The following is a 20,305-nucleotide window of genomic DNA, read 5'->3' as shown; positions in this document are numbered from 1 at the left end:
ATTCTTTGAAAGAGGGTGGGTGGAATTTGAATAAGAAAGTGCTGATCATTGGTAATTACAACAGCATATATATCAGAAAACTATTAGAGAGCTTGTCACGCGCAGGAGATGTACGCTTGAACTTTTATGTGCTGAGTGGTCTAAAGTATATACATAACGGTCTTGAAATCTATGCTTTGCCTGAGACGAAAAATTCCTTGAGAAAGCTTATCAATACCAGAAAAATCATAGATAGAGTTGCAGCTGAACATCCAGATATTGTTCACATACACTATTTTAATGCTCCGACTATTTTGTACGTTATGTGGAGTAAACTGTTTAGAAAGGGCAAACTGGTAGTTACTTTTTGGGGTTCGGATCTTTATAGGATTTCGGGAACTCCAATGATAAAGAAAATCATTCAAAAGAGTGTAATAAAGCGTGCTGATGTGGTTACCGTAACTTCTGAGAAAATGATAGATGATTTCTATAAGATTTTTGATGTTAGGGATAAGAAGGTCTTTCTGACAAAATTTGCAGTTCCAATTGATTTGAAGGTTATTGATCAAGTGAGTATGGAAGAAATTGAGAAATTTAAGAAGCGGTTTTCGATAGCGGCGAACAACATTGTTCTGACGCTTGGATATTCAGCAGATCCAGGAAAGAATCATATGTATATGATTGACGAGGTTGTTAAACTTTACAATACTTTTAAAAACATTTTCGTCTTCCTCCCAATGACCTATGGCAATGTCGAACACAGAGAAAAGGTAAAGCAATACTGTGAGGAGAAGTTTAAATCGAGGGGTATAAAGTACTCTATTCTGGAAGAGCAAATGTCGGATCGGGAAGTGGCAGTTTTGAGGAAAGCAACAGACATAATGGTGAATGTTCAAGTTTCTGACGCTTTGTCTGCTTCCATGCAAGAAAGCTTGTATGCTGGGAGCATTGTTATAAATGGTGAGTGGTTGGATTACAGTGAACTGAAAAGAGAAGGCGCATATTTTGAAACTATACCACGCCTTGGACCAGGATTGTTGTCTTCAAAGATTGCATATGTAATAGAAAATCTATATGAACTTAAGGAGAAGACAGTCGTCAACAAGAAAATTATTGCTAAAAGATGTGATTGGGAGGAGGTAGCTAATAACTTCTTGACAATATATGACAATCTACTGGAGGGAAAAATATGAAAATTTTGGTTACAGGTTCCGAAGGATTTATTGGTTCTCATTTGGTTGAGCTTTTAGTAGAAAAAGGTTTTGATGTTAGAGCGTTTGTCAGGTACAATTTTAAAAATGAGTGGGGATGGCTTGAGACGTTGGAATGCCTTGACAAGATAGAGGTCTATACAGGCGATGTAAGGGATTTTGATTCTGTGTACGATGCAATGAAAGGTGTTGATGTAGTCTTCCATTTAGCAGCGCTGATTGGGATTCCTTATTCATACATTTCACCATTAGCATATATAAAGACGAATATAGAAGGAACCTACAACGTTTTAGAAGCTGCAAGGAAGTTGAACCTGCAAAGGATAGTGATAACCTCTACAAGTGAGATATATGGAACAGCTCAGTATGTGCCGATCGATGAAAAACATCCTTACAACCCGCAATCACCATATGCGGCAAGTAAAGCGGCGGCGGATTTGCTTGCGCTTTCATATTATAGGTCATTTGATACGCCTGTGACCATAGTTAGACCTTTCAATACATACGGTCCAAGGCAGTCCGCAAGGGCTGTGATTCCAACCATAATAACGCAGATACTTTCTGGAAAGAGGCAGATTAAATTAGGAAATTTGGCTCCAACACGCGATTTGACGTATGTAAAAGACACTGTGGAAGGTTTCTTGGCTGTTGGGCTACATCCAGATACAATCGGGGATGTTTATAATCTTGGAACAGGAACTGAAATTTCTATCGGCGATTTAGTAAGGAAGATAGCAAATATTATGGGGGTTGAGATTGAAATTATCCAAGAGAAAGAGAGATTGAGGCCTGAAAAATCTGAAGTCGAGCGTTTACTGTCAAATCCGCAAAAGACTAAGGAAATAACCGGATGGCAGGCGAGGTACAGCCTTGATGAAGGATTAAGGGAAACGATAGCGTGGTTGAAGGCTAATCTTCAGTATTACAAACCTGATATATATAACGTCTAATTGGAGGGGCGTGGAATGGTAAAGGTATATCTTGACGATCCAAACGTTGGTGAATTGGAGAAGAAATACCTGTGTGAGTGCATAGATTCAGGTTACGTGTCGTCAGTAGGACCAAATATTGGAACTTTTGAGAATAGATTTGCAGAATACCTTGGCGTGAAGAGAGCTGTTTCTACACAAAGCGGAACGAGCGCACTGCATTTGGCTCTGTACGAACTGGGTATAGGTCCGGGTGACGAAGTCATTGTTCCTGTTTTGACTTTTATTGCCACGGTGAATCCAATAATGTATGTTGGTGCAAGACCTGTGTTCGTTGACGTAGATCCTGAAACTTGGACTATCGACCCTGATGAGATAGAAAAGTACATTACCCCACGCACAAAAGCGATAATTCCGGTCCATCTGTACGGAAATCCGTGCGATATGGATAGGATAATGGATATATCAAGAAGATATGGAATTCCTGTAATAGAGGATGCCACGGAAAGTCTCGGCGCAACGTACAAAGAAAGATTTACCGGTACGTTTGGTGTAATGGGAGTTTTCAGTTTTAACGGAAATAAGATAATTACGACCGGCGGTGGAGGTATGGTAGTAACTGATGACGAGAAGAAGGCAAACCACATCAAATTCCTTGCAAATCAGGCAAGAGACACATCGAGGGGATACTACCATCCAGAGATTGGATTTAACTACAGAATGACGAATTTAGAAGCAAGTTTAGGACTTGCACAGTTCGAGAGGTTTCCGCAATTTCTTGAAATGAAGAGAAGATTCGCACAGATTTACACCGAGGGGTTGAGAAATAACCTCAACGTTGAATTTCAAGGCTCTTATCCCGGAGCTGAAAGTTCTTACTGGCTCTTCTCAATAAAGTTGAAAGGTGATAAATCTGTTCAGGAAGTCCAGAAACTTCTTGCCGAGAAAGGAATACCGACGCGCAGGATATTCATGCCGATAGTGGAGTTCCCGATGTACCAGCAGTACAGAGAGGGAGAGTACAAGAACGCATATGATATTTACAAAAGAGGGCTGAACCTTCCAGCTTCTACACTGAATACAGAAAAAGGTATAGAGTACGTTGTGAAAACGTTGAATGAAGTTCTTTAATGGTGGTGCAAATGTGATGTTGCGTAATGCAATCGTTTTGTTAGGTGGCGGTGGACATTGTGAAGTGGTGCTGGACTCTATTAGAGAGCTGAATATGTTTGATGAGGTAATGATTAGCGACATGCCAAGTAAGATAGGGGAACGGGTTTTGGATGTTAGGATAGAATTCACCGACGAGCAATTAGAAGAGATTTACCAAAGTGGAGTGAAGTTTGCATTTGTTACGCTCGGTATGGTTGGTGTAAGCCATGCGCGAGCTAAGTTGTACAGAAGACTGAAAGAGATTGGGTTTCAATTGCCTGTGATAGTCTCTAAATCTGCAAGTGTTTCAAGGTATTCCCTTGTAGGAGCAGGTACATTTATTGGAAAGAATGCGGTTGTAAATGCTGGAGCGAGAATTGGTGAGAATTGCATAATAAACACAGGGGCTATTATTGAACACGATTGTGTGATTGAAGCGCACAGTCATATTGCTCCAGGAGCGATATTGTCTGGCGGAGTGCATGTCGGAGAAAATTCATTCATTGGCGCTGGTGCGGTGGTGTTACAAGGTGTTCGAATCGCACCCCATGTTTTGATTGGTGCTGGAGCGGTTGTATTAAAGGATGCGGATATTGAAGGTGGAGTGTATGTAGGCAACCCAGCGAGATTGATCAAAATCAATGATAGCTTTGCAGGGTATGGAAGGTGATAGGTTGAGTATTAAGCAGGACGAGAGAGTTAGAGAAATAACGATTCCACATGATGCTAAGATATTCGAGGCTTTGAGAAGGATGGATTCAGCGAATAGAAAACTTCTTATTCTTGAAAGGAATGGGAAATTCTTTTCTCTCCTAAGTATTGGAGATATACAGCGTGCTATCATTCGAAATGTTAGCTTAGACACGCCTGTATATAGAATTGTTAGGCAGAACATTAGAATTGCGCACCCTACCGATAGTTTTGAGAAGATACGAGAGATGATGCTCGAGCACAGAACGGAATTTTTGCCAGTTATCAACAATGGTGACGTTGTCAATGTTTACTTTTGGGAGGATGTATTTGGTAAATTGCAAGCAAAGATAAAAGGTGAGATGGATATTCCTGTAGTTATAATGGCAGGCGGAAAGGGGACGCGTTTAAAGCCAATAACGAATGTTATTCCTAAACCTTTGATACCAATTGGTGAAAAGACGATATTGGAAATGATAATAGATAGGTTCCACAAATATGGAGTAAAAGATTTTTATATTTCTCTTAACTACAAAAGTGAAATGATTAAGTACTACTTGGGAAATTTGAATCTTAATGATATAAATATTCACTATTTAGAAGAACAGGCACCACTTGGAACTGCGGGCAGTCTCTCGCTACTCAGAGAGAAAGTCGAAGGTAGATGTTTTGTCACAAATTGCGATATTCTTGTTAATGAGGACTACAAAGAAGTACTTGATTACCATATTGAAAGCAAAAGCTTACTTACGATAGTTGGAGTGATTAAGACCGAGACTATTCCATACGGGCTAATTGAGAGTGATGAGAATGGAAGGGTTATTTGGATAAACGAGAAGCCAACAAGAAGTTATGTTTTCAATTCTGGTATGTACGTCATCGAGAAAAGAGCTCTGGAGTTTATACCGGAAAATAGATATCTCAACATGACTGACTTGGTAACAGCACTGATAAGTGCCGGGGAAAAAGTCTCGTATTTTCCAGTCAGTGAAAATTCGTGGATTGATATTGGTGAGTGGGATAAGTACCTTAGAACATTAGAAAACTACGAGTTGGTTAAAAGATTTTTTGAAAATTGGTAGAGAAGTATGGATAATATAGCCTTGACTAAGAATTAAACTTTGGAGGGTATAACATGCCGGGATTCTTTTGCGAGATACGAAGTGGTAAGTTGAATAAGCAATTTTCACCAGTTGACGATAGTCTAAATCTGTTAGTTGAAAGCACCGAGGGAAATGGTTTCCACGTTGAGAGGAGAACTGTTAGAAAGTTTCTCAATGATAAAGTTTTTTGGAATAATGAGAGGTATTTAATTCTTACCGAGGGTGTCATTTTGAATTCCAAAAGCCTGATCAAGAAATATGGGAAGGAAAATCTTAGAGACACAGTGATTGAGATGTACGAGAAAAGTGGAGAAGCATTTTTCAACGAATTCAGAGGAAGCTTTTCGGGGGTACTCTATGACAAGAAATTAAATAAGTGGCTTATCTACACGAATCACGTGGGTGACAAATGGGTCTTTTATTCTGTATTGGAGGACGGCATTGTTGTTGGTTCTGAATTGCCGTGGGTTGCTTCGTATTTGAAGAAAAACGGGATAAGATATAGCTTTGATGAGTTTGGAGCGTACTGTCTTCTGACGTACGGATACATGTTGGAAGATTATACGTTGATCAAAGAGGTAAAGCGCCTTTTACCTGGACACTATATTAAGATCGAAAACGGTAAAGTAACGGTAAATCAGTATTTCAAGCTTGACAATACGCCAGACGAAACGCAAAGCGAAGAAGAGATTATCGAAAATGTGGATAGGCTTTTTAGACGCGCAATTGAGCTGGAATTTGAAAAGGATAGGGAATATGGCTACAAGCATATTGCTACGTTGAGCGCAGGTTTGGACTCAAGAATGGTAGTGTGGGTTGCGCATGAAATGGGATACACAGAACAGCTGAACGTGACTTTTTCGCAGACCAACTATTTGGACGAGACAGTGCCAAAGAAAATAGCAAGCGACTTGAAACACGAATGGCTATTCAAGTCTCTGGATAATGGAATATATCTTAAGTCTGCAACAGAGATGATAGATATAACTGGTGGTTTGGTTCTTTACTCAGGTTCAGCGCACACAAATAGTTGTGTAAAACTCATTAACTTTTCCAATTTCGGATTGTACCACACAGGGCAAATTGGAGATGTGATTCTCGGAACGTTCTATGATGCTGAAACTCCCAATGCGCCGTACGTACCCGGCGCAGGTGCATATTCGAAAGAATTGGTGGCAGAAAATGAGCAGAATTACCTCAAAATGAAATATGAGAATCTGGAGATATTCAAATTTTACAATCGAGGCTTTAACGGGGCACTTTCCGGAAATTTGCCGATACAAAGATGGACGGAGGTTACTTCACCTTTTCTGGATGTAGATTTTCTAACATACTCTCTGAAAATTCCGTTGAAATATAGATATGACCACAGAATTTACAAAAAGTGGATTTTGAAAAAATACCCTAAAGCAGCTGAGTATGTATGGGAGAAGATACAAGGGCGAATAACAGAAAGGGTTTATAGCATGATGGGCTACAAGTTTACACTGAGAGGATTGTACAGAAGGGCTATAAGCAAGTTGCTTTACGGAAGTTCTTTAAACTCAAAATGGCATATGAACCCTTTTGAGTACTGGTATAGAACAAACGATGATTTAAGAAACTATTTTGAGGAGAGATTCAATAACGTAATTTCGATCGTACCTAACTGTGTTAAGGTGTTTCCTGACCACAATTTCAGAGATTTAATTGGTAAATTGTTTTACAACTATGGAGTTGTTGAGAAAACACAAGCTTTAACAATACTTGAGGCATGGAGGTATTATTTTGAAGACTTGGTTTAACAAAAAATGGGGCAGAGAGCTTGCGTTTTTGATTAAGAACGGTTTTGTCCACATTTTTTCTGCAAGCCTCATAAATAGAATAATTCAGTTCGGTATTTCCGTAGTAATAGCAAGAATAATTTCAAAGGAATCGTTTGGTCAATTTTCATATGCGTTGAATATTTTGAATTTCTTTCTATTGTTAGATGGATTGGGCATTAGTTCGGGGCTGCTTCAGTTTGGAAGCAAGGCTAAGGAGAATAATGAAGCTCTTTCATTTCTTAAGTTTTCATTACTTGTTGGAGCAAGTTTCAACATATTATTAGCTCTTTCGATATTTGCTTTTACAATCTTTTTTGACCTTCCTATAGCTGGAAGCAGGAGATTTTTACAGATGCTTTCGTTTATACCATTTGTCACTGTAATTTTTAACGTCTTCCAATCTTTTACAAGAGCAAGGTTAATGAATAAGCAATTTTCAATTTTAACGGTTTTCAATACCATGATGCTTTTTGTCTTTACAACAGTATGTGGATTATTGTTTGACGTAACCGGTCTTGTTGTAGCAAGATATACCGCTTTTGTGTTATCAATCTTTCTCGCTTTGGGCTTGCTGAGATATCAGCTCACTGGCTTCAAGAATGTAGATATTCCTGAAAAAAATATCCAAAGGAACTTTTTGACATTTTCCATAGTAAGTATGTTGACAAACAGTATCTCACAGACTTTATACTTAATAGATACTTTCCTGATAGGTTTAATGATACGCTCAGAGACGATTGTGGCAACGTACAAGGTATCCACATTAATACCATTCTCGCTATTCTTCATACCCGCGTCGATAATGACTTTTGCATATCCATATTTTGCGAAGTATAGTGATGACAAGATGTTTGTCAAACATTATTATAGAAAACTAACATGGGGATTATTTGCATTAAACTCAGTGATTAGTCTGTTGCTGATAGCATTCGCTCCTTTTGTCATTCGTTTGGTTTTTGGTTCTAACTATTTGGATGCGGTTATTCCATTCAGAATATTGTCGTTCGGTTACCTGATAGCTGGCACATTTAGAATACCTTCAGGGAACTTAATTGCAAGTCTTGGAAAAGTGAAAGTTAATTTCTATAATGCGGTTATCAGCGGTATCGCAAACGTTATCTTAGACATATTGCTGATAAAATATTACGGAGCAGTGGGAGCAGCAATAGCAACAGCTCTTATTTTTGTGATATCATCCGTGGTTTCTGGTTGGTATCTAAATAAGTATCTAAGCAATTAGGATGCTCCACCGATTCGTATCTTTTTTATTTCTCACATAATCAAACGTTTATGGCAAAATGAGTTTATACTTCAGTCAAAGGAGTAACAAAAATGAAATAGATATCCATAGTTGGTGCACGACCACAGTTCATAAAGAAAAGTGTATATTTCGTGGGAGATGTGACGTACGATTTATACCTCGAGATGGAGCCGAGGTTTAAGTATGACGTATACGAAGAGCTAAAGTTGAAAGAAGGGAAATACATAGTTGTTACGTTGCACAGAGATTTCAATGTGGACAATAAGGAGAAGCTTGAGAAGATATTCAAGCAGCTGAGTAAGATAGCAGTAGAGAAGAAGATAGTCTTTCCGATACATCCGAGGACGAAGAGAAGGGTACAAGAATTTGGTTTAGAGGAATACTTGAAAGATATAACGGTGATAGAGCCGGTAGATTATTTGAATTTGATGGGTTTGGTGAAGAGATGTTGGAAAGTGATAACGGACAGCGGAGGGTTGCAAAAAGAGGCGTATTTTGCAGGAAAGCAAGCGGTTGTGTTGATGCCTGATACAGGATGGAGAGAGCTAGTTGAAGTTGGGTGGAATAGATTGGCGGATGAAGAGAATTTGTACCAATCAGTTATGGAAGATAACTATAGAGATTTTTCAGGTGGGGTATATGGCAAAGGTAACGCTGCAGAATTGATAGTCGAGATACTTTGTAAAACTTTGAATAGATGATTTGATAGGAGTGGAATTCTTAGATGAAGGTACTTGTTATCGGTTATACACATCCTAAATATGATAAGCGTGTTTTCAGAACTGTTCAAACATTTGCGAAAGAGAACGAAGTCATTTATCAATACCTATCAACGAAAGAAGAAGATAGTTACACGGAAAAAAATATTACGTATATGCCTTTACTGTATGGAAAGATACGTGAAAAAAAGAATTTCTCCGAGCTTTTGAAAGAGGTTTCAAAGAGACAGAGATTCGACAAAGCTGTTTTAGAACTGATAGCAAAAAGTGATTATGATATTGCTTACTTTCATCACTTCCTGCCAACTAAGCCAGTCAAAGCTTTTAAGATTGCTAAAAAAAGAGGAAAAAGGATAATTTTTGATATCCATGAGTACCATCCAGAGAATTTTCTAAAGACACTTTCGGGATTTTCCAAGAGAATAATTGAAAAGATAGCTTGGAACTTCTTCAAGAAGCAGATAGAGCTATCTGACAAGTTGATTTTCGTTTCCGAAGAGACGATGAGCGACATCTTCGAAAAAGTTGAATTCAGGAAACCGGTACTTGTTCTTCCAAATTACGCAAGTTTATCAGTTGAGCCGACCGAGAAGCGTAAGGAAATTGTCTTTGTGGGAAAGATTCAAAGAGGCATATCCAAAGAGAAAGAAATATTAAGAAAGCTGAATGATTTAGAAATCAAGTTCAAGGTCATTGGTATTAATTCCGACATTTTCAAAGACATCCCGCACGAATACACGAGCTTTCTGCCGTACGAGCAGATGATGATGGAGCTTTCAAAGTCGATGTTCAGCCTTATATCTTTCTCGACTACAGGAAATGAGACTTACAAGAACGACATCTTCTCGCTGCCAAATAAGTTCTACGATTCAATCGCTGCAGGAACGCCAGTAATAGTCAAAAATACGTTCGTCTCTATGGTGAAACTGGTGGAGAAGTACGGAATTGGTGTTGTGATTGACCCAAGTGATGTGGAAGGTTCGGTGAAAAAGATACTTGATGCGTTTGAAAACTATGAGTATTACAGGCAGAATGTAGAGAAATGCAAGCACCTTTTTGTATGGGATGAAGAGAAGGAAGGAGAGTTCTTAGAGTTCGTGTTTAAAGATTAGGAGTAACTGAAACTATGGCGAGTTTTGAAACATCAACTATTCAGTTTTTCCTAAGGTCGTTTAGATTTAAGTATATCATTGAAAAGAGAATAGCTGACGGTTCGTTGAAGAGGGAACCTGCCAAGCCGATGAAGAAGTTATTTAGAAAATTCAGCATAGAAGAATTTACTCTGCTTGGCCGGTTGTGTATGGGCAGTTACACCGAAGATTTCAGAACCACGTACTGTGGTTCTTTTTTTGCATGGTGGAGCGTATGTTGGCAATATAACTAAAATGCACTGGGATTTGGTTGGAAAATTAGTTGATAAGTTGAACGCACTTGTCGTTGTTCCGGATTATCCGCTTGCGCCTGAGAATACGTGGAGAGAAACTTACGAGTTTGTGGATAAGCTTTATGGAATGCTGCTCGAGAAATATTCAGGCAAAAAATTTGTTTTCATCGGCGATTCGGCAGGCGGGGGACTGGCGCTCGGATTTGCACAAAAGTTGAGAGACGAGAATAGAAGATTGCCTGAACACATTGTTCTCTTCTCGCCATGGGTTGATGTGAGTATGGAGAATCCCGAGATTGCGAATGTTGAGAGTAAGGATGTGATTTTGACAGTCAAGGGTTTGAAAGCAGCAGCTGAGAAGTACGCCACAGGGCTGGATTTGAAAGATTGGCACGTTAGTCCAATTTATGGGGATTTCAAAGATTTTGTTCCGGTGAGTATCTTCACGGGTACACATGATATCCTCAATCCAGATGCACAGAAGTTGAGCGATAAGCTCAAAGAGCAAGGAGTTATATGCAATTATTTCGAGTACGACGGTTTGTTTCACGACTGGGTGATTTTGACGTTCCTTAGGGAATCGAAAGATGCTTTAGAAAAGCTGAAAAACATTCTGAGTGGATTGTAGCCTCCCTCACCACATCATTCCGAGTATCCAGAGTGGGATGATATTTTTAAGCGGTATATCGACGTCGTCGCGGATGACAAAGTCGCTTTCTTTTGTTTTTTTGTTTCTCCCGCCAACTTCAAACATGAGGTTGTTGAAGGCGAAGTCGCCTTTGGTTTCATCTTTGCTGGCGAGTATCTTTCCTTTCTCTTTGAGCATTGCCACAACAAAAGCTTCCCTGAAGTTTTCAACCTCGCCTTCGTACACGTAGTACAGCGTCGGGTCTGCGAGGAAGATTTTCGCACCTTTTGTGTAGGCTTTTTTGATTTCTGTATAGTCGACAGTGTTTATCATTTCAACGTCTTCCAATTTCTGAAGCAATTGGTAGAACTTCGGTTTTCCGATGCCCCATTCTGTTGTCATTGTTTCAACGTTCACGGTTGGTATCTTGGAAAAGAGCAGGTGTGTTATTATCGCCTTCATCGTTCCATAGTGGTTTTCGCTGACATTCTCCAAAATGCTGAGCATGTCGTAGTATATCGTCTTTTCAACGACGTTCATCATCTTCTCTTTGAAATTTCCCTCAATGTAGAGCGGTCTTGTGCCGTGCTCTTTGTACTTATTGAAGTAAGTCATAGCATCGACTTCCTTGAGAATCTGCTTTGCTATGTCAAAGCTTGCTTGGTCGAACACATTTTCAATCTTTGGTAGAATCTTGCCTGTTTCGAAGTAGATGTATTCTCTTAGAGACATTAGTGGGAGTTTTATGATAACAAACCTTCTTGATAAATCAGCAACGCTCTTTCTTAGAAGGACTGAGCTGCTGTCGCTGAGCCATATTTTTTTGTTTGGAAACGAGTCGTACATGTTCTTTATAATGGTTCCCCAATCTTTTATTCCATGAACTTCGTCAATGATTATTCCAGAGTAGTTTTTCAAGATTTCTTCGGCTAAATCATAAAATGGGTGTTGCAAGAGGCGAATGTCGTCTCCTGAGACGTACAGCATGTTATTTTCTCTTGCACGCAGCAAAAGATACGTTGTCTTTCCAGTTCCTCTTGGACCGTAGAGTAGGATAGCTTTACTTATGAACATAGAGTCCAGCTCCTGGAAATACGGTCTCAGCTTCTCAGGTATTGAGTTTATAAGCCTCTCCATTTGGAGCTCTAATTTTTCTATCAGTTCACTAATGCTCATTTTTTTCACCCCTAATCGTTTCAACGTGAAACGATTGTCCTAATAGCCGGGTTATCGTTGATTTTCATCGAGTACATACCTTGTTCCACCATGTGTTCCGATGCGTTTCAGTATACTTTTTGAACGAGTATTCTCAACGCTGTTGATGGACTGACATTGAGCATTTGTGCTACTTCTGAGCGTGTTATGAACCCTTTCGATTTCACATGTTCGATGATTGTGTCCTCCGCATTTTCTGTTGCGGCTTTGAGTCTTTCTTTGACAAATACATTTCCGTTTGTTCGCTTAACAAACCCACGTTCCTCCAAACGCCAGACGAAGTATAATACCTCTTCTTTTCTTCGTTGGATGGTTCTTGCGAGTTCGTCGAGCATGGCTGTTCCGTTGTTTGTGTAAAGATGGTACATGATAAGCATTTCTTCGGGAATGAGGGTTTCTCCAACGAGTTTTTCGGCTACTTGTCTGTTCCACAGGGTTCCGATGAGAGTGAGCGAGACGTGTTTGCTGTCGACATCCCATATGGGCAGGGGGTTTTCCATATTTTGCCTGCCCAACGGATATTTTATCAACACCACGCCCTGTTTTTTCTACAATACCCGTTCTTCTGAATAGCTCAGAGAGTAGCGGGTTTCTTGGGTATGGGGTTACAGATAGTATATTGTCCACCGTTACGCCTTCGACGAATCCGCCGGGATTTGAGATGACCAATCTTCCATCCTCGTACCAATTTATCGAAACAGAACCGGCGATTGAAAAGTCTCTGTGAATCAATGCGTTAGAGATAGCCTCTCTATAAGCCTCGTTATCAATAAGCGGGATTTCGTATCTTATCCCATCTTTTATCACTTCTCCGATGCCTCTATTGTAAACCTTGTATATATTTATTAGTTCTGTAAATACGCTTATCAAATTAGTATGATATACTTTCTGCTCTTTTAGTTCAGCTCCGTCGAAGTAGTTTAGTATAACTTCGTGGAATGGAACGAATTCATGAAGGATGTCTTCCATGCCACATGCAAGTAAGCCAGCTAAAGTTATATTCCCTTGAGTCGTTAAGACACCAAGTATTCTCAGCAGTTCGTCGTTCGAAAGGTTTCTGAGTTCTGGTTGGTTTTCCTTCGTGGTTTTCAGCAGTAAGTCAAAAGATGGTTCGTCCAGTGCTTCTTTTCCAAGGTTAAGCTTCTCAGCTGTCATGTCTTTTTGTCCTACAAAAGTGAGTAAAGACAGGATTTCGTGAAGCTCAAGGGGAAGGCATATGGGTTTGTTGTCTTGTCTTATCCCACGTCTCAGATACCTTCCATCAGAAGTTGCTGTTAGTGTTTGTCTTGGTACTTCGATTATTATAACTTCTTTTTCGCTGTACTCTTCAACTCAAATTCGTACCGGTAAGTGTGGCTCTGTTTTGGCATATATCTTGGCTCTAAGTTCTTGAATTCTTTCTCCTTTCAGCCTTTGTGTGCCGGAAACAGTTCCATCATCTTCTACACCAATGACTAAATACCCACCTTTGTGATTTGCAAGGCAAACAATAGTTTCAACTATTGTGTCTATCTTCAACCGTCCTTCTTTATCGGATTTGAATTCAACGCGTTCGTTTTCTCCCATTTTCAGCAATTGTTCAAGCATTTTCACACCTTCTTAAAGCATACTCTTACACTTAGTGAGGCATTGCTGAGACTACTTAATCTTGTTTCCACATATTGAGCAAGAACAAATGCGCAGGTATGCATTGTATCTTCACGCCGTTGTACGAGATTTCTTTCCACAAATCCCAAGTTATGAGGTAATTTCCGTTCGAGCGGTATGGGAATTCAGCAAAGCCTTTTAATTCTCTATCTTTGATTTCATCCTCGTTTGAAGCATATGCTACGTTATAGAGGTCGAGCCTATTCTCTTTTCGACATACAAAGTCTATTTCGTTCCGCCCTTCCCAATAGTATATTTCTTCATAAATTGCACGTAATTTTAGGTAGACTGCATTTTCGAGTAATCGTCCGCGGTCGGGAGTGAATGACGGTGAAATTGCGTTCCTCAAACCTGTGTCGACAAGGTAATATTTTGCGGGCGACTTGGTACTTTCTTTCACAGAATAGTCGAATTTGTGTACGCTAAAACAGAAGTACGCGGATTCCAGGTGGTCGATGTAATTGGAAAAAGTCGTCGTTGACGATTTCTCTCCGAAAACTTCTTCAAGTTCCCGTTGAAGCTTCCGGATAGAGAGTTTGTTTGACACATTTTGTGCGATTATTTTTGAAAGTGCTTTCAAAAGCCTTAGATTTTGAATGTTGTACCTTGCCGTTACATCTTTAAGGATCATGTCTTCTGCATACTGAGACAGGATTTTGTATGCAAGAAATTCTTTCTTTTCATCGACAACTACTTCTGGAAATCCGCCGTACGTAAGGTAATTTTTGAGAAGAGAAAGGTACAAGTTGCTATTTGACAACACTTCAATTCTATCCGATGGGTTATATCCTTCAGCGTTGACATACTCTCTGAACGAAAAAGGCAACAGCTCGATGTCTACATGTCTTCCTGAAAGTAACGTTGCAAATTCAGCAGAGAGTAATTTAGATGAAGAACCAGTCACGAAAATCGTTTTCACCAGACCAGAATCGATAGCCGTTCGAACCCATCTGTGCCAGTTTTCAACGTTTTGAATTTCGTCCAAGAACAGTACGAAATTACCTTCCGGATATATCTCCTGCCTGTAAACATCGATTATGGCTTCAATCATTTTTGGTGTCAGTCTTTCGGAAGAAAACGCATAGTCTTCGAAGTTGACATATAAAAGGCTTCGTTGCTCTCGTTCGGCTGAGAGAGTGTCCATAACTTGGTACAGAAGCGTCGATTTTCCTGCTCGACGCGGTCCTTTAATCACAACGACGCCTTGGTAATTTATTAAAATGTTTGCTTCTTCGCTCGTTGTTCTAAGAATGGTATTTATTGCCATTCCTCTTCCCCAGTTGTTCCATCTCATGAGAACTTGTAATATCTCTTCGCGTGTCATCTTTTTTGCCCCCTTGATACTGCTGTAGTAAAATCCACAGATATTGTACCACAAAAATGACCTATCAAAAGGTCAAATTTTGTAACTTTTGACTTTTTCATAGGTCATCAGAGCAGAACTTGTTAGAAAACTATTTTATATGCGGCTTTTCTGTCGTTTTCTTCAGAGGGGAAGTTTTCAGAAGAAAGGCAGTTATGTAAACCATAGATAAGAAGTTTTCAAATGATTTTGCAAATTTATACTTCGTATCTCCATGCCGAACTGATGCATCATTTTTGTTGCCTGATGCATCACATTGCGTCAATGATGCATCAAATGTGTTAAACTAATGCTTTTTTTCTTACGCCAAAGGATTTCGAAAGTTCATCATTTTCTGAACGTTGTACTCTTGTGATAAAATTAATATGTCTTAATAAAAGCAATTGAGAAGGTGACTGGAATGCTTAGATACGAAAAATTACAGATTGAAAACTTTAGGTGTTTCAGCAACTTAACAGTGGGAAATCTTGGTAGGGTTAATCTGTTCGTTGGGAAAAACGGCTCAGGCAAGACAACGTTGCTTGAAGCTTTGTTTATTCACAGTGGGTTGTACAACCCGGAGCTTGCGTTCAGAGTTAACGTCTTTTGAGGAATCGAAGCGTTTAAAATAGATCCTTTGCAGTCAGCTGAGACCCCGTGGACTTCATTGTTCAACAATCTAAATCCTGATACACCAATCATTATCACCAGTTCTGGTCAGAATACGCACCAGAAGACGGTATTAAAAAACGCAGATACGAATAAAAAACTCAGTATTCTCCAAAGAATGAGGAATGCCGGAATTGACATCGGCTCAGTATCTGCCGAATCTGTCCATGTTTTGGAACTGGAAAGCACTCGTAGCAATGAGGAATTACAGGAGACTTATCAGGAGACTTATTTACTTGTTGACCAGTTTGGAGTTAGAGGATTTCCTGCACCGCCTCCACCACCATTTCCTTGCGTTTTTCTTGATGCCAAAAGGAGAAGCGCTCCTTTGGAAATGGCGCAGCGTTTCAGCACTGTTGTTTCTGACAGAGAGAGTTTTGTGGAAATCATCTCAATGATTCAGGCAGTGGAACCAAAAATTAACGACCTTGCAATACTTGTGATCGGTAACGTTCCAATCATACATGCCGATATTGGAATAAGGAAATTTATCCCGATTTATTATCTTGGTGATGGGTTGGTTAGGACTATCGATATAGCCTTGGCGATGTACAATGCGAAAGGTGGAGTTTTGTTGATTGATGAAGTGGAAGATGGTATCCACTATTCGATATTGGAGGAGTACTGGACACACATATCAATCTTGACACGCAAGCTCAATGTCCAAATCTTTGCAACAACGCATAGCTACGAATGTTTGGTCGCTGCGCACAAGGCGTATTCAAAAGTCGAAGAATATGACTTGAAAGTTTACAGGGTAGACCGGTTCGATGGAAATAGAGAGATAGTAGAGTACTCAAAAGAGGAACTAGACACCGCAATAGATGGGGTTTGAGGTTAGATGACTAACAACACAGACTCATCTGATGGTATACTTGTGCCTATTTGTATTTGGTTTATCAGTTGGTGCGAAAGCGTCGGTTTTGTGCTCAGTGAGGATGGTAAGAAACTGACCTTTGAAAAGGTCAATTATTGCAAATATTGCCCTACGAAGAGGTCAAGAAGGTCATTATTGTGCAAAAAGTATTCTAAATATTGTGCTTCTTGTTGTTTTGTCATATTAATGAAAATAAGGAGCAGGAAACAGGAGGCACGGGAATAAAAGTTTGATTTTTAGGACAGACAACGCCAAGGTAGGGTGGCTTGTCGGTACAAAATTGATGCATCATATTGCGTCAATGATGCATCATGTGTTGTTGGTGATGCATCATTTTCGCACCACCATGGATTCAAGTTCTGAAGAAGCGAAATATCCGTTGAGAACCGCATATTTATTCCCCAATTCTCTGATGCGCTTCAGAAGTATTCCATCACACTTGGTCGGTTTTTGTAAAGTCCACTTTATAAATTCGGCCGATTTTGTAAATTATAATTTATAAAATCCTACCAACTCGAACTGGCAAGCTCATTCCAAGTACAGTGAAAAAGGAAGGTTTGTTGGAGATATTTTTTCTCCGATTTAGAATGATGCATGTCAGAATTTAAGATTTAAATAAAAAAAGCCTCCGCAGAACTTCTGCGGAGGCATTTTGTTCAAGTATGCTTTTATTATTCACCATCCAAGTCTGAGTAGAAGAGTCCATTGACTTCTGCTAAATCATCTGGCGAGACGTAGTCGAATCTTATAGGTGTGAATGGCAGATGTGTGCATTTCGGAGGTTTTTTGCCGTACATGATTACAGAAACAATTTTGTTTCTGATATACCAGTTAAGGAATTGCTCCTCATCTCCCCTGCCGTCGAATTCTTGCAGTCCTACCATGAGTATGTACCATATGGTTTGTTCTAAGTCTTCGTATGAATATAGGTAAGCTTTGTTGATTTTCCAGAAATAGCTTGTCCACCTGCGCACAAGGTGTGCATAGCTGAGCACCTTTTCGTGCCACTTTCTTGTGCTTTTTGCACTGTTGTCAACCGCTGCTTGTGGTTCTAAGTCTTCTATTCTTTTTGCAAGTTCCACATTAATCCCCCCACGGCTTTATGCTTCTTTTCTCTGTTTGAGGTGTTGGGTTTTTAAATATGTATACAAATGTATACTAATTATAGCAAAAAAATTTCTCCCGTGTCAAGGGAGGCTGAATTCGTATTCCAAAGATATGTATCTACTTAAGTTTATTAATACGTGGATACATCTTATTGGATATTTGTTTAAGCGGGAGGGGATGCTGATGAATCCATTCAAGATTGGCAGGTCTTACAATCCTGAAAATTTCGTTGATAGGGAACAAGAGTACGCTGAGTTGTTGGAGAGTGTTAGGAGTGGAAACAATGTTGTAGTTATCGCACCTCGGAGGTTTGGCAAGACTTGGTTTTTGCAGAAATTCGCATTAGAAAGTGGGTTTAATTGTTTGTATGTTGATTTGTTCGGTGTTTATTCGGTTAATGGGTTTGTTAGTGCATTAGTTAGACAGATTTTTGAGATTTTGCGAAGGACGGATTTGATGGCGTTTGTTGTGAATTATCTGAAAAGTTTACCTTTCAGTATTGAGCTTAATCTTGGTCTTGTCGGAATTTCTTTTTCGAAGGAAGTTGACGATGAAGCGCTTCTCAACGGATTGTACGAATTGCTGAACAAAGCGCAAAGAGAGCTCAATGAGCGGCTGGTCGTTATCTTGGACGAGTTCCAAGCCTACAAGAATATCCACAAGAATTTGGCGGAGAGTTTGAGGAGTTATTTGCAGTCCAGGGAGAACGTTGTGTTTATCTTCTCCGGTTCTTTCAAGCACATGCTCGAGCAGTTGTTTTTTGAAAGTTCTGGCATATTGTACCATTCATGTCTGAGATTCGATTTGAATTCGTTATTGCCAGAAAACGATTGTGTTGAATATCTTGTGAGGCAGTTCGGAAGAACAGGGAAGGTTATTTCTCCTGATTTGGCAAAAGAAGTTTATGCCAGGACGAAGGGACATGCGTATTATTTGCAACTGTTTGGATACGAGTTGTGGAACAGGGCTGATGGAAAGGTGAGTTTTGATGATGTGGAGCATGCGTTTTATGAGATTGTCGAGAAGGAATCTTACAACTACGATGTGTTAATTGAAACCCTTGGGTACAAGTATGTAAAAAACGCACTTAAGTTAATCGCAGAACAGTCGAGCGATTTGTTCTCATCTGAGACGTTAGAGCGATACGGTATTCCAAGTTCATCGGTACTGAGCAAGATTTTGAAAAAGCTTTCTGAGTATGGGATTGTGGAAAAGCTTGGAAGGGGCAGGTATGAGATAGTTGATCCGATTTTTGAGCAGTATGCAAGGAAGAGGTTTAGCAATTGAATGGATGGTTTTGTATGGTAGAATAATTTTAGATTTCAAAAGATTATTTGTAAAGGTGGGATGGTAGTGCGTATAGGGATAGTGTTTGGGACGAGGCCCGAGATAATCAAGGTTGCGACGGTTTATTTGAAAGCGAAGGAACTTGGTGTAGATACAGATTTCATCTGCACGGGCCAGCACAGGGAAATGGTCGATATGATGAAGGGGATATTCGGCGTTGAGTCTGATATAGATATGAACATCATGACTGCTAATCAGACACTCAACGACGTTATGTACAAAGTAGTCCACGGTTTTGAAGAGCTTTTCAAAGAGCGAAAGTACGACTGGATATTCGTCCAAGGCGATACGACGACGGCTATGGCAGCAGCCCTTGCGTCTTTCAATAAGGGTGTTAAGGTGGGGCATATAGAGGCAGGTTTGAGGAGCGGTGATTTGTACGACCCGTTCCCGGAAGAGATGAACAGAAGGGTGATTGACCAAGTTTCAGAGAAGATGTTTGCACCAACGGAAAAGTCAAAAGCGACACTTTTGAAGGAAGGTTTCGATGAAAGCAGGATATTGGTGACGGGGAATACTGTTATAGATGCGCAGATGTATGTTGTCGAGCATTTCGATTTGGATAAAGAGAGAAAGAGGATATTTGAAGATGGAGATTATTTCTTGGTCACATTGCACAGGAGAGAGAATATAGGGGAGAGAATGAGGAATATATTGAAAGCGTTGAGAAAGTTTGCTGAAAGCGAGAAGATACACCTCGTCTTTCCTGTTCACAAGAATCCAAAGGTGAGGGAGATTGTATACTCAGAACTTGACGGATGTAAATATGCGAAGTTGACCGAGCCGGTTGACTACGTGCAGCTCACTGCGTTGCTTAAAGGAGCAAAATTTGTTGCAACTGACAGCGGTGGAATTCAAGAAGAAGCACCAACGTTCGGCAAATTCGTTGTTGTATGCAGGGAGACAACGGAAAGGCCGGAACTCATTGAGAGCGGGTTCGGTGTCCTTGCTGGCACACAGACAGATGGCGTATTAAATGCGATGTACAAAGCTTTTGAATTCCAGCCAGGTGAGCTTAAAAACCCATTTGGCGATGGACATGCATCGGAGAGGATAATAAGGTCAGTGATGAAATAGGTAACTACAACGTATCTTTTTGATTATTGTTGTGTAAACAGTTGTCCGGTTTGGCTATTTTGGGCGGAAATTGGACAAATTGCGATGTTCTGATATGCATTTATGTAAAGCATTCGTCGCAAATATGGTTTTGCACTATTTTGAAAACCGGACACAAATGAGG

The 20,305-nt window shown here is 39.9% G+C and carries 19 protein-coding genes and 1 pseudogene; 15 read left to right on the top strand and 5 right to left on the bottom strand.

Features of this window, described 5'->3' with window-relative positions; all coding sequences use genetic code 11:
• Positions 1 to 26 precede the first annotated feature (26 nt).
• The 11 genes and pseudogenes from BUA11_RS00560 to BUA11_RS00515 all read left to right on the top strand — a co-directional run bounded on the left by BUA11_RS00560 (position 27) and on the right by BUA11_RS00515 (position 10,861).
• Positions 27 to 1,172 (top strand): glycosyltransferase family 4 protein, encoded by a 1,146-nt coding sequence (locus BUA11_RS00560; RefSeq protein ID WP_072757248.1) that lies wholly within the window; start codon positions 27 to 29, stop codon positions 1,170 to 1,172.
• On the top strand, positions 1,169 to 2,140 hold the full coding sequence (locus BUA11_RS00555) for an NAD-dependent 4,6-dehydratase LegB (protein ID WP_072757245.1): 972 nt from the start codon (positions 1,169 to 1,171) through the stop codon (positions 2,138 to 2,140). Before BUA11_RS00560 ends, BUA11_RS00555 begins: the two co-directional genes overlap by 4 nt.
• 15 nt (positions 2,141 to 2,155) lie before the next feature.
• Positions 2,156 to 3,250, top strand: a complete 1,095-nt coding sequence (locus tag BUA11_RS00550) for a LegC family aminotransferase (protein WP_072757243.1) — start codon at positions 2,156 to 2,158, stop codon at positions 3,248 to 3,250.
• A gap of 16 nt (positions 3,251 to 3,266) precedes the next feature.
• On the top strand, positions 3,267 to 3,941 hold the full coding sequence (locus BUA11_RS00545; protein ID WP_072757820.1) for an acetyltransferase: 675 nt from the start codon (positions 3,267 to 3,269) through the stop codon (positions 3,939 to 3,941).
• Positions 3,942 to 3,945: 4 nt separating this feature from the next.
• A complete protein-coding gene (locus tag BUA11_RS00540) occupies positions 3,946 to 5,043 on the top strand; it encodes a nucleotidyltransferase family protein (protein WP_218587302.1) in 1,098 nt (365 codons plus the stop codon).
• Positions 5,044 to 5,096: 53 nt separating this feature from the next.
• Complete coding sequence (locus BUA11_RS00535) at positions 5,097 to 6,848, top strand: asparagine synthetase B family protein (protein ID WP_072757241.1); 1,752 nt, start codon at positions 5,097 to 5,099, stop codon at positions 6,846 to 6,848.
• A complete protein-coding gene (locus tag BUA11_RS00530) occupies positions 6,832 to 8,109 on the top strand; it encodes an oligosaccharide flippase family protein (protein ID WP_084634275.1) in 1,278 nt (425 codons plus the stop codon). The genes BUA11_RS00535 and BUA11_RS00530 overlap by 17 nt, the downstream gene beginning before the upstream one ends.
• Before the next feature lie 131 nt (positions 8,110 to 8,240).
• A pseudogene (locus tag BUA11_RS00525) lies at positions 8,241 to 8,831 on the top strand (UDP-N-acetylglucosamine 2-epimerase); the annotation flags it as partial.
• A gap of 23 nt (positions 8,832 to 8,854) precedes the next feature.
• Complete coding sequence (locus BUA11_RS00520; RefSeq protein ID WP_072757237.1) at positions 8,855 to 9,961, top strand: glycosyltransferase; 1,107 nt, start codon at positions 8,855 to 8,857, stop codon at positions 9,959 to 9,961.
• Between the two features lie 14 nt (positions 9,962 to 9,975).
• Complete coding sequence (locus tag BUA11_RS10310) at positions 9,976 to 10,233, top strand: hypothetical protein (RefSeq protein ID WP_167843743.1); 258 nt, start codon at positions 9,976 to 9,978, stop codon at positions 10,231 to 10,233.
• Positions 10,199 to 10,861, top strand: a complete 663-nt coding sequence (locus BUA11_RS00515) for an alpha/beta hydrolase fold domain-containing protein (RefSeq protein ID WP_245789396.1) — start codon at positions 10,199 to 10,201, stop codon at positions 10,859 to 10,861. Before BUA11_RS10310 ends, BUA11_RS00515 begins: the two co-directional genes overlap by 35 nt.
• Before the next feature lie 6 nt (positions 10,862 to 10,867).
• Here the strand turns inward: BUA11_RS00515 and BUA11_RS00510 are convergent, their stop codons facing one another.
• From BUA11_RS00510 to BUA11_RS00490, 4 genes are all read right to left on the bottom strand, one after another.
• Entirely contained in the window at positions 10,868 to 12,037 is a 1,170-nt protein-coding gene (locus BUA11_RS00510) for an ATP-binding protein (RefSeq protein ID WP_072757233.1), read from the bottom strand.
• A 285-nt stretch (positions 12,038 to 12,322) separates the two neighbouring features.
• Positions 12,323 to 13,231 carry an ATP-binding protein gene (locus BUA11_RS00500; protein ID WP_072757229.1) on the bottom strand — a complete coding sequence of 303 codons (909 nt, stop codon included), beginning with the start codon at positions 13,229 to 13,231 and terminating at the stop codon, positions 12,323 to 12,325.
• Between the two features lie 177 nt (positions 13,232 to 13,408).
• The gene (locus tag BUA11_RS00495; RefSeq protein WP_072757227.1) at positions 13,409 to 13,663 is read right to left on the bottom strand and encodes an AlbA family DNA-binding domain-containing protein; all 255 of its coding nucleotides are present in this window, start codon (positions 13,661 to 13,663) and stop codon (positions 13,409 to 13,411) included.
• A 55-nt stretch (positions 13,664 to 13,718) separates the two neighbouring features.
• On the bottom strand, positions 13,719 to 15,047 hold the full coding sequence (locus tag BUA11_RS00490) for an ATP-binding protein (protein ID WP_072757225.1): 1,329 nt from the start codon (positions 15,045 to 15,047) through the stop codon (positions 13,719 to 13,721).
• Positions 15,048 to 15,486: 439 nt separating this feature from the next.
• Here BUA11_RS00490 and BUA11_RS00485 point away from each other — a divergent pair, with 439 nt between their 5' ends.
• Both BUA11_RS00485 and BUA11_RS00480 read left to right on the top strand, forming a co-directional pair.
• A complete protein-coding gene (locus tag BUA11_RS00485; protein WP_072757223.1) occupies positions 15,487 to 15,675 on the top strand; it encodes an AAA family ATPase in 189 nt (62 codons plus the stop codon).
• Between the two features lie 57 nt (positions 15,676 to 15,732).
• Positions 15,733 to 16,569, top strand: coding sequence for an AAA family ATPase (locus BUA11_RS00480; protein ID WP_072757221.1), 837 nt, complete (start codon positions 15,733 to 15,735; stop codon positions 16,567 to 16,569).
• Positions 16,570 to 17,282: 713 nt separating this feature from the next.
• On the opposite strand, the gene BUA11_RS00475 is transcribed toward BUA11_RS00480, so the two are convergent.
• Positions 17,283 to 17,693, bottom strand: a complete 411-nt coding sequence (locus BUA11_RS00475; protein WP_084634273.1) for a hypothetical protein — start codon at positions 17,691 to 17,693, stop codon at positions 17,283 to 17,285.
• 208 nt (positions 17,694 to 17,901) lie between these two features.
• Here BUA11_RS00475 and BUA11_RS00470 point away from each other — a divergent pair, with 208 nt between their 5' ends.
• Entirely contained in the window at positions 17,902 to 19,005 is a 1,104-nt protein-coding gene (locus BUA11_RS00470; RefSeq protein ID WP_072757219.1) for an AAA family ATPase, read from the top strand.
• 66 nt (positions 19,006 to 19,071) lie between these two features.
• Positions 19,072 to 20,142: a non-hydrolyzing UDP-N-acetylglucosamine 2-epimerase gene (gene wecB, locus BUA11_RS00465; RefSeq protein ID WP_072757217.1), complete on the top strand. Its 1,071-nt coding sequence runs from the start codon at positions 19,072 to 19,074 to the stop codon at positions 20,140 to 20,142.
• The last annotated feature ends 163 nt before the right edge of the window (positions 20,143 to 20,305 follow it).

The sequence above is a fragment of the Fervidobacterium gondwanense DSM 13020 genome, assembly GCF_900143265.1.
GTDB classification, from domain to species: domain Bacteria; phylum Thermotogota; class Thermotogae; order Thermotogales; family Fervidobacteriaceae; genus Fervidobacterium; species Fervidobacterium gondwanense.
Note: the sequence above shows the minus strand (reverse complement) of the source record. Positions and strands in the feature narration are given on the sequence as shown.

Bases quoted from the DNA above. Each gene is read 5' to 3' on its own strand.
- BUA11_RS00555 (WP_072757245.1), top strand. From the start codon at position 1,169: ATGAAAATTTTGGTTACAGGTTCCGAAGGATTTATTGGTTCTCATTTG.
- BUA11_RS00550 (WP_072757243.1), top strand. From the start codon at position 2,156: ATGGTAAAGGTATATCTTGACGATCCAAACGTTGGTGAATTGGAGAAG.
- BUA11_RS00545 (WP_072757820.1), top strand. From the start codon at position 3,267: ATGTTGCGTAATGCAATCGTTTTGTTAGGTGGCGGTGGACATTGTGAA.
- BUA11_RS00535 (WP_072757241.1), top strand. From the start codon at position 5,097: ATGCCGGGATTCTTTTGCGAGATACGAAGTGGTAAGTTGAATAAGCAA.
- BUA11_RS00520 (WP_072757237.1), top strand. From the start codon at position 8,855: ATGAAGGTACTTGTTATCGGTTATACACATCCTAAATATGATAAGCGT.
- BUA11_RS10310 (WP_167843743.1), top strand. From the start codon at position 9,976: ATGGCGAGTTTTGAAACATCAACTATTCAGTTTTTCCTAAGGTCGTTT.
- BUA11_RS00510 (WP_072757233.1), bottom strand. From the start codon at position 12,037: ATGAGCATTAGTGAACTGATAGAAAAATTAGAGCTCCAAATGGAGAGG.
- BUA11_RS00500 (WP_072757229.1), bottom strand. From the start codon at position 13,231: ATGACAGCTGAGAAGCTTAACCTTGGAAAAGAAGCACTGGACGAACCA.
- BUA11_RS00495 (WP_072757227.1), bottom strand. From the start codon at position 13,663: ATGCTTGAACAATTGCTGAAAATGGGAGAAAACGAACGCGTTGAATTC.
- BUA11_RS00490 (WP_072757225.1), bottom strand. From the start codon at position 15,047: ATGACACGCGAAGAGATATTACAAGTTCTCATGAGATGGAACAACTGG.
- BUA11_RS00485 (WP_072757223.1), top strand. From the start codon at position 15,487: ATGCTTAGATACGAAAAATTACAGATTGAAAACTTTAGGTGTTTCAGC.
- BUA11_RS00470 (WP_072757219.1), top strand. From the start codon at position 17,902: ATGAATCCATTCAAGATTGGCAGGTCTTACAATCCTGAAAATTTCGTT.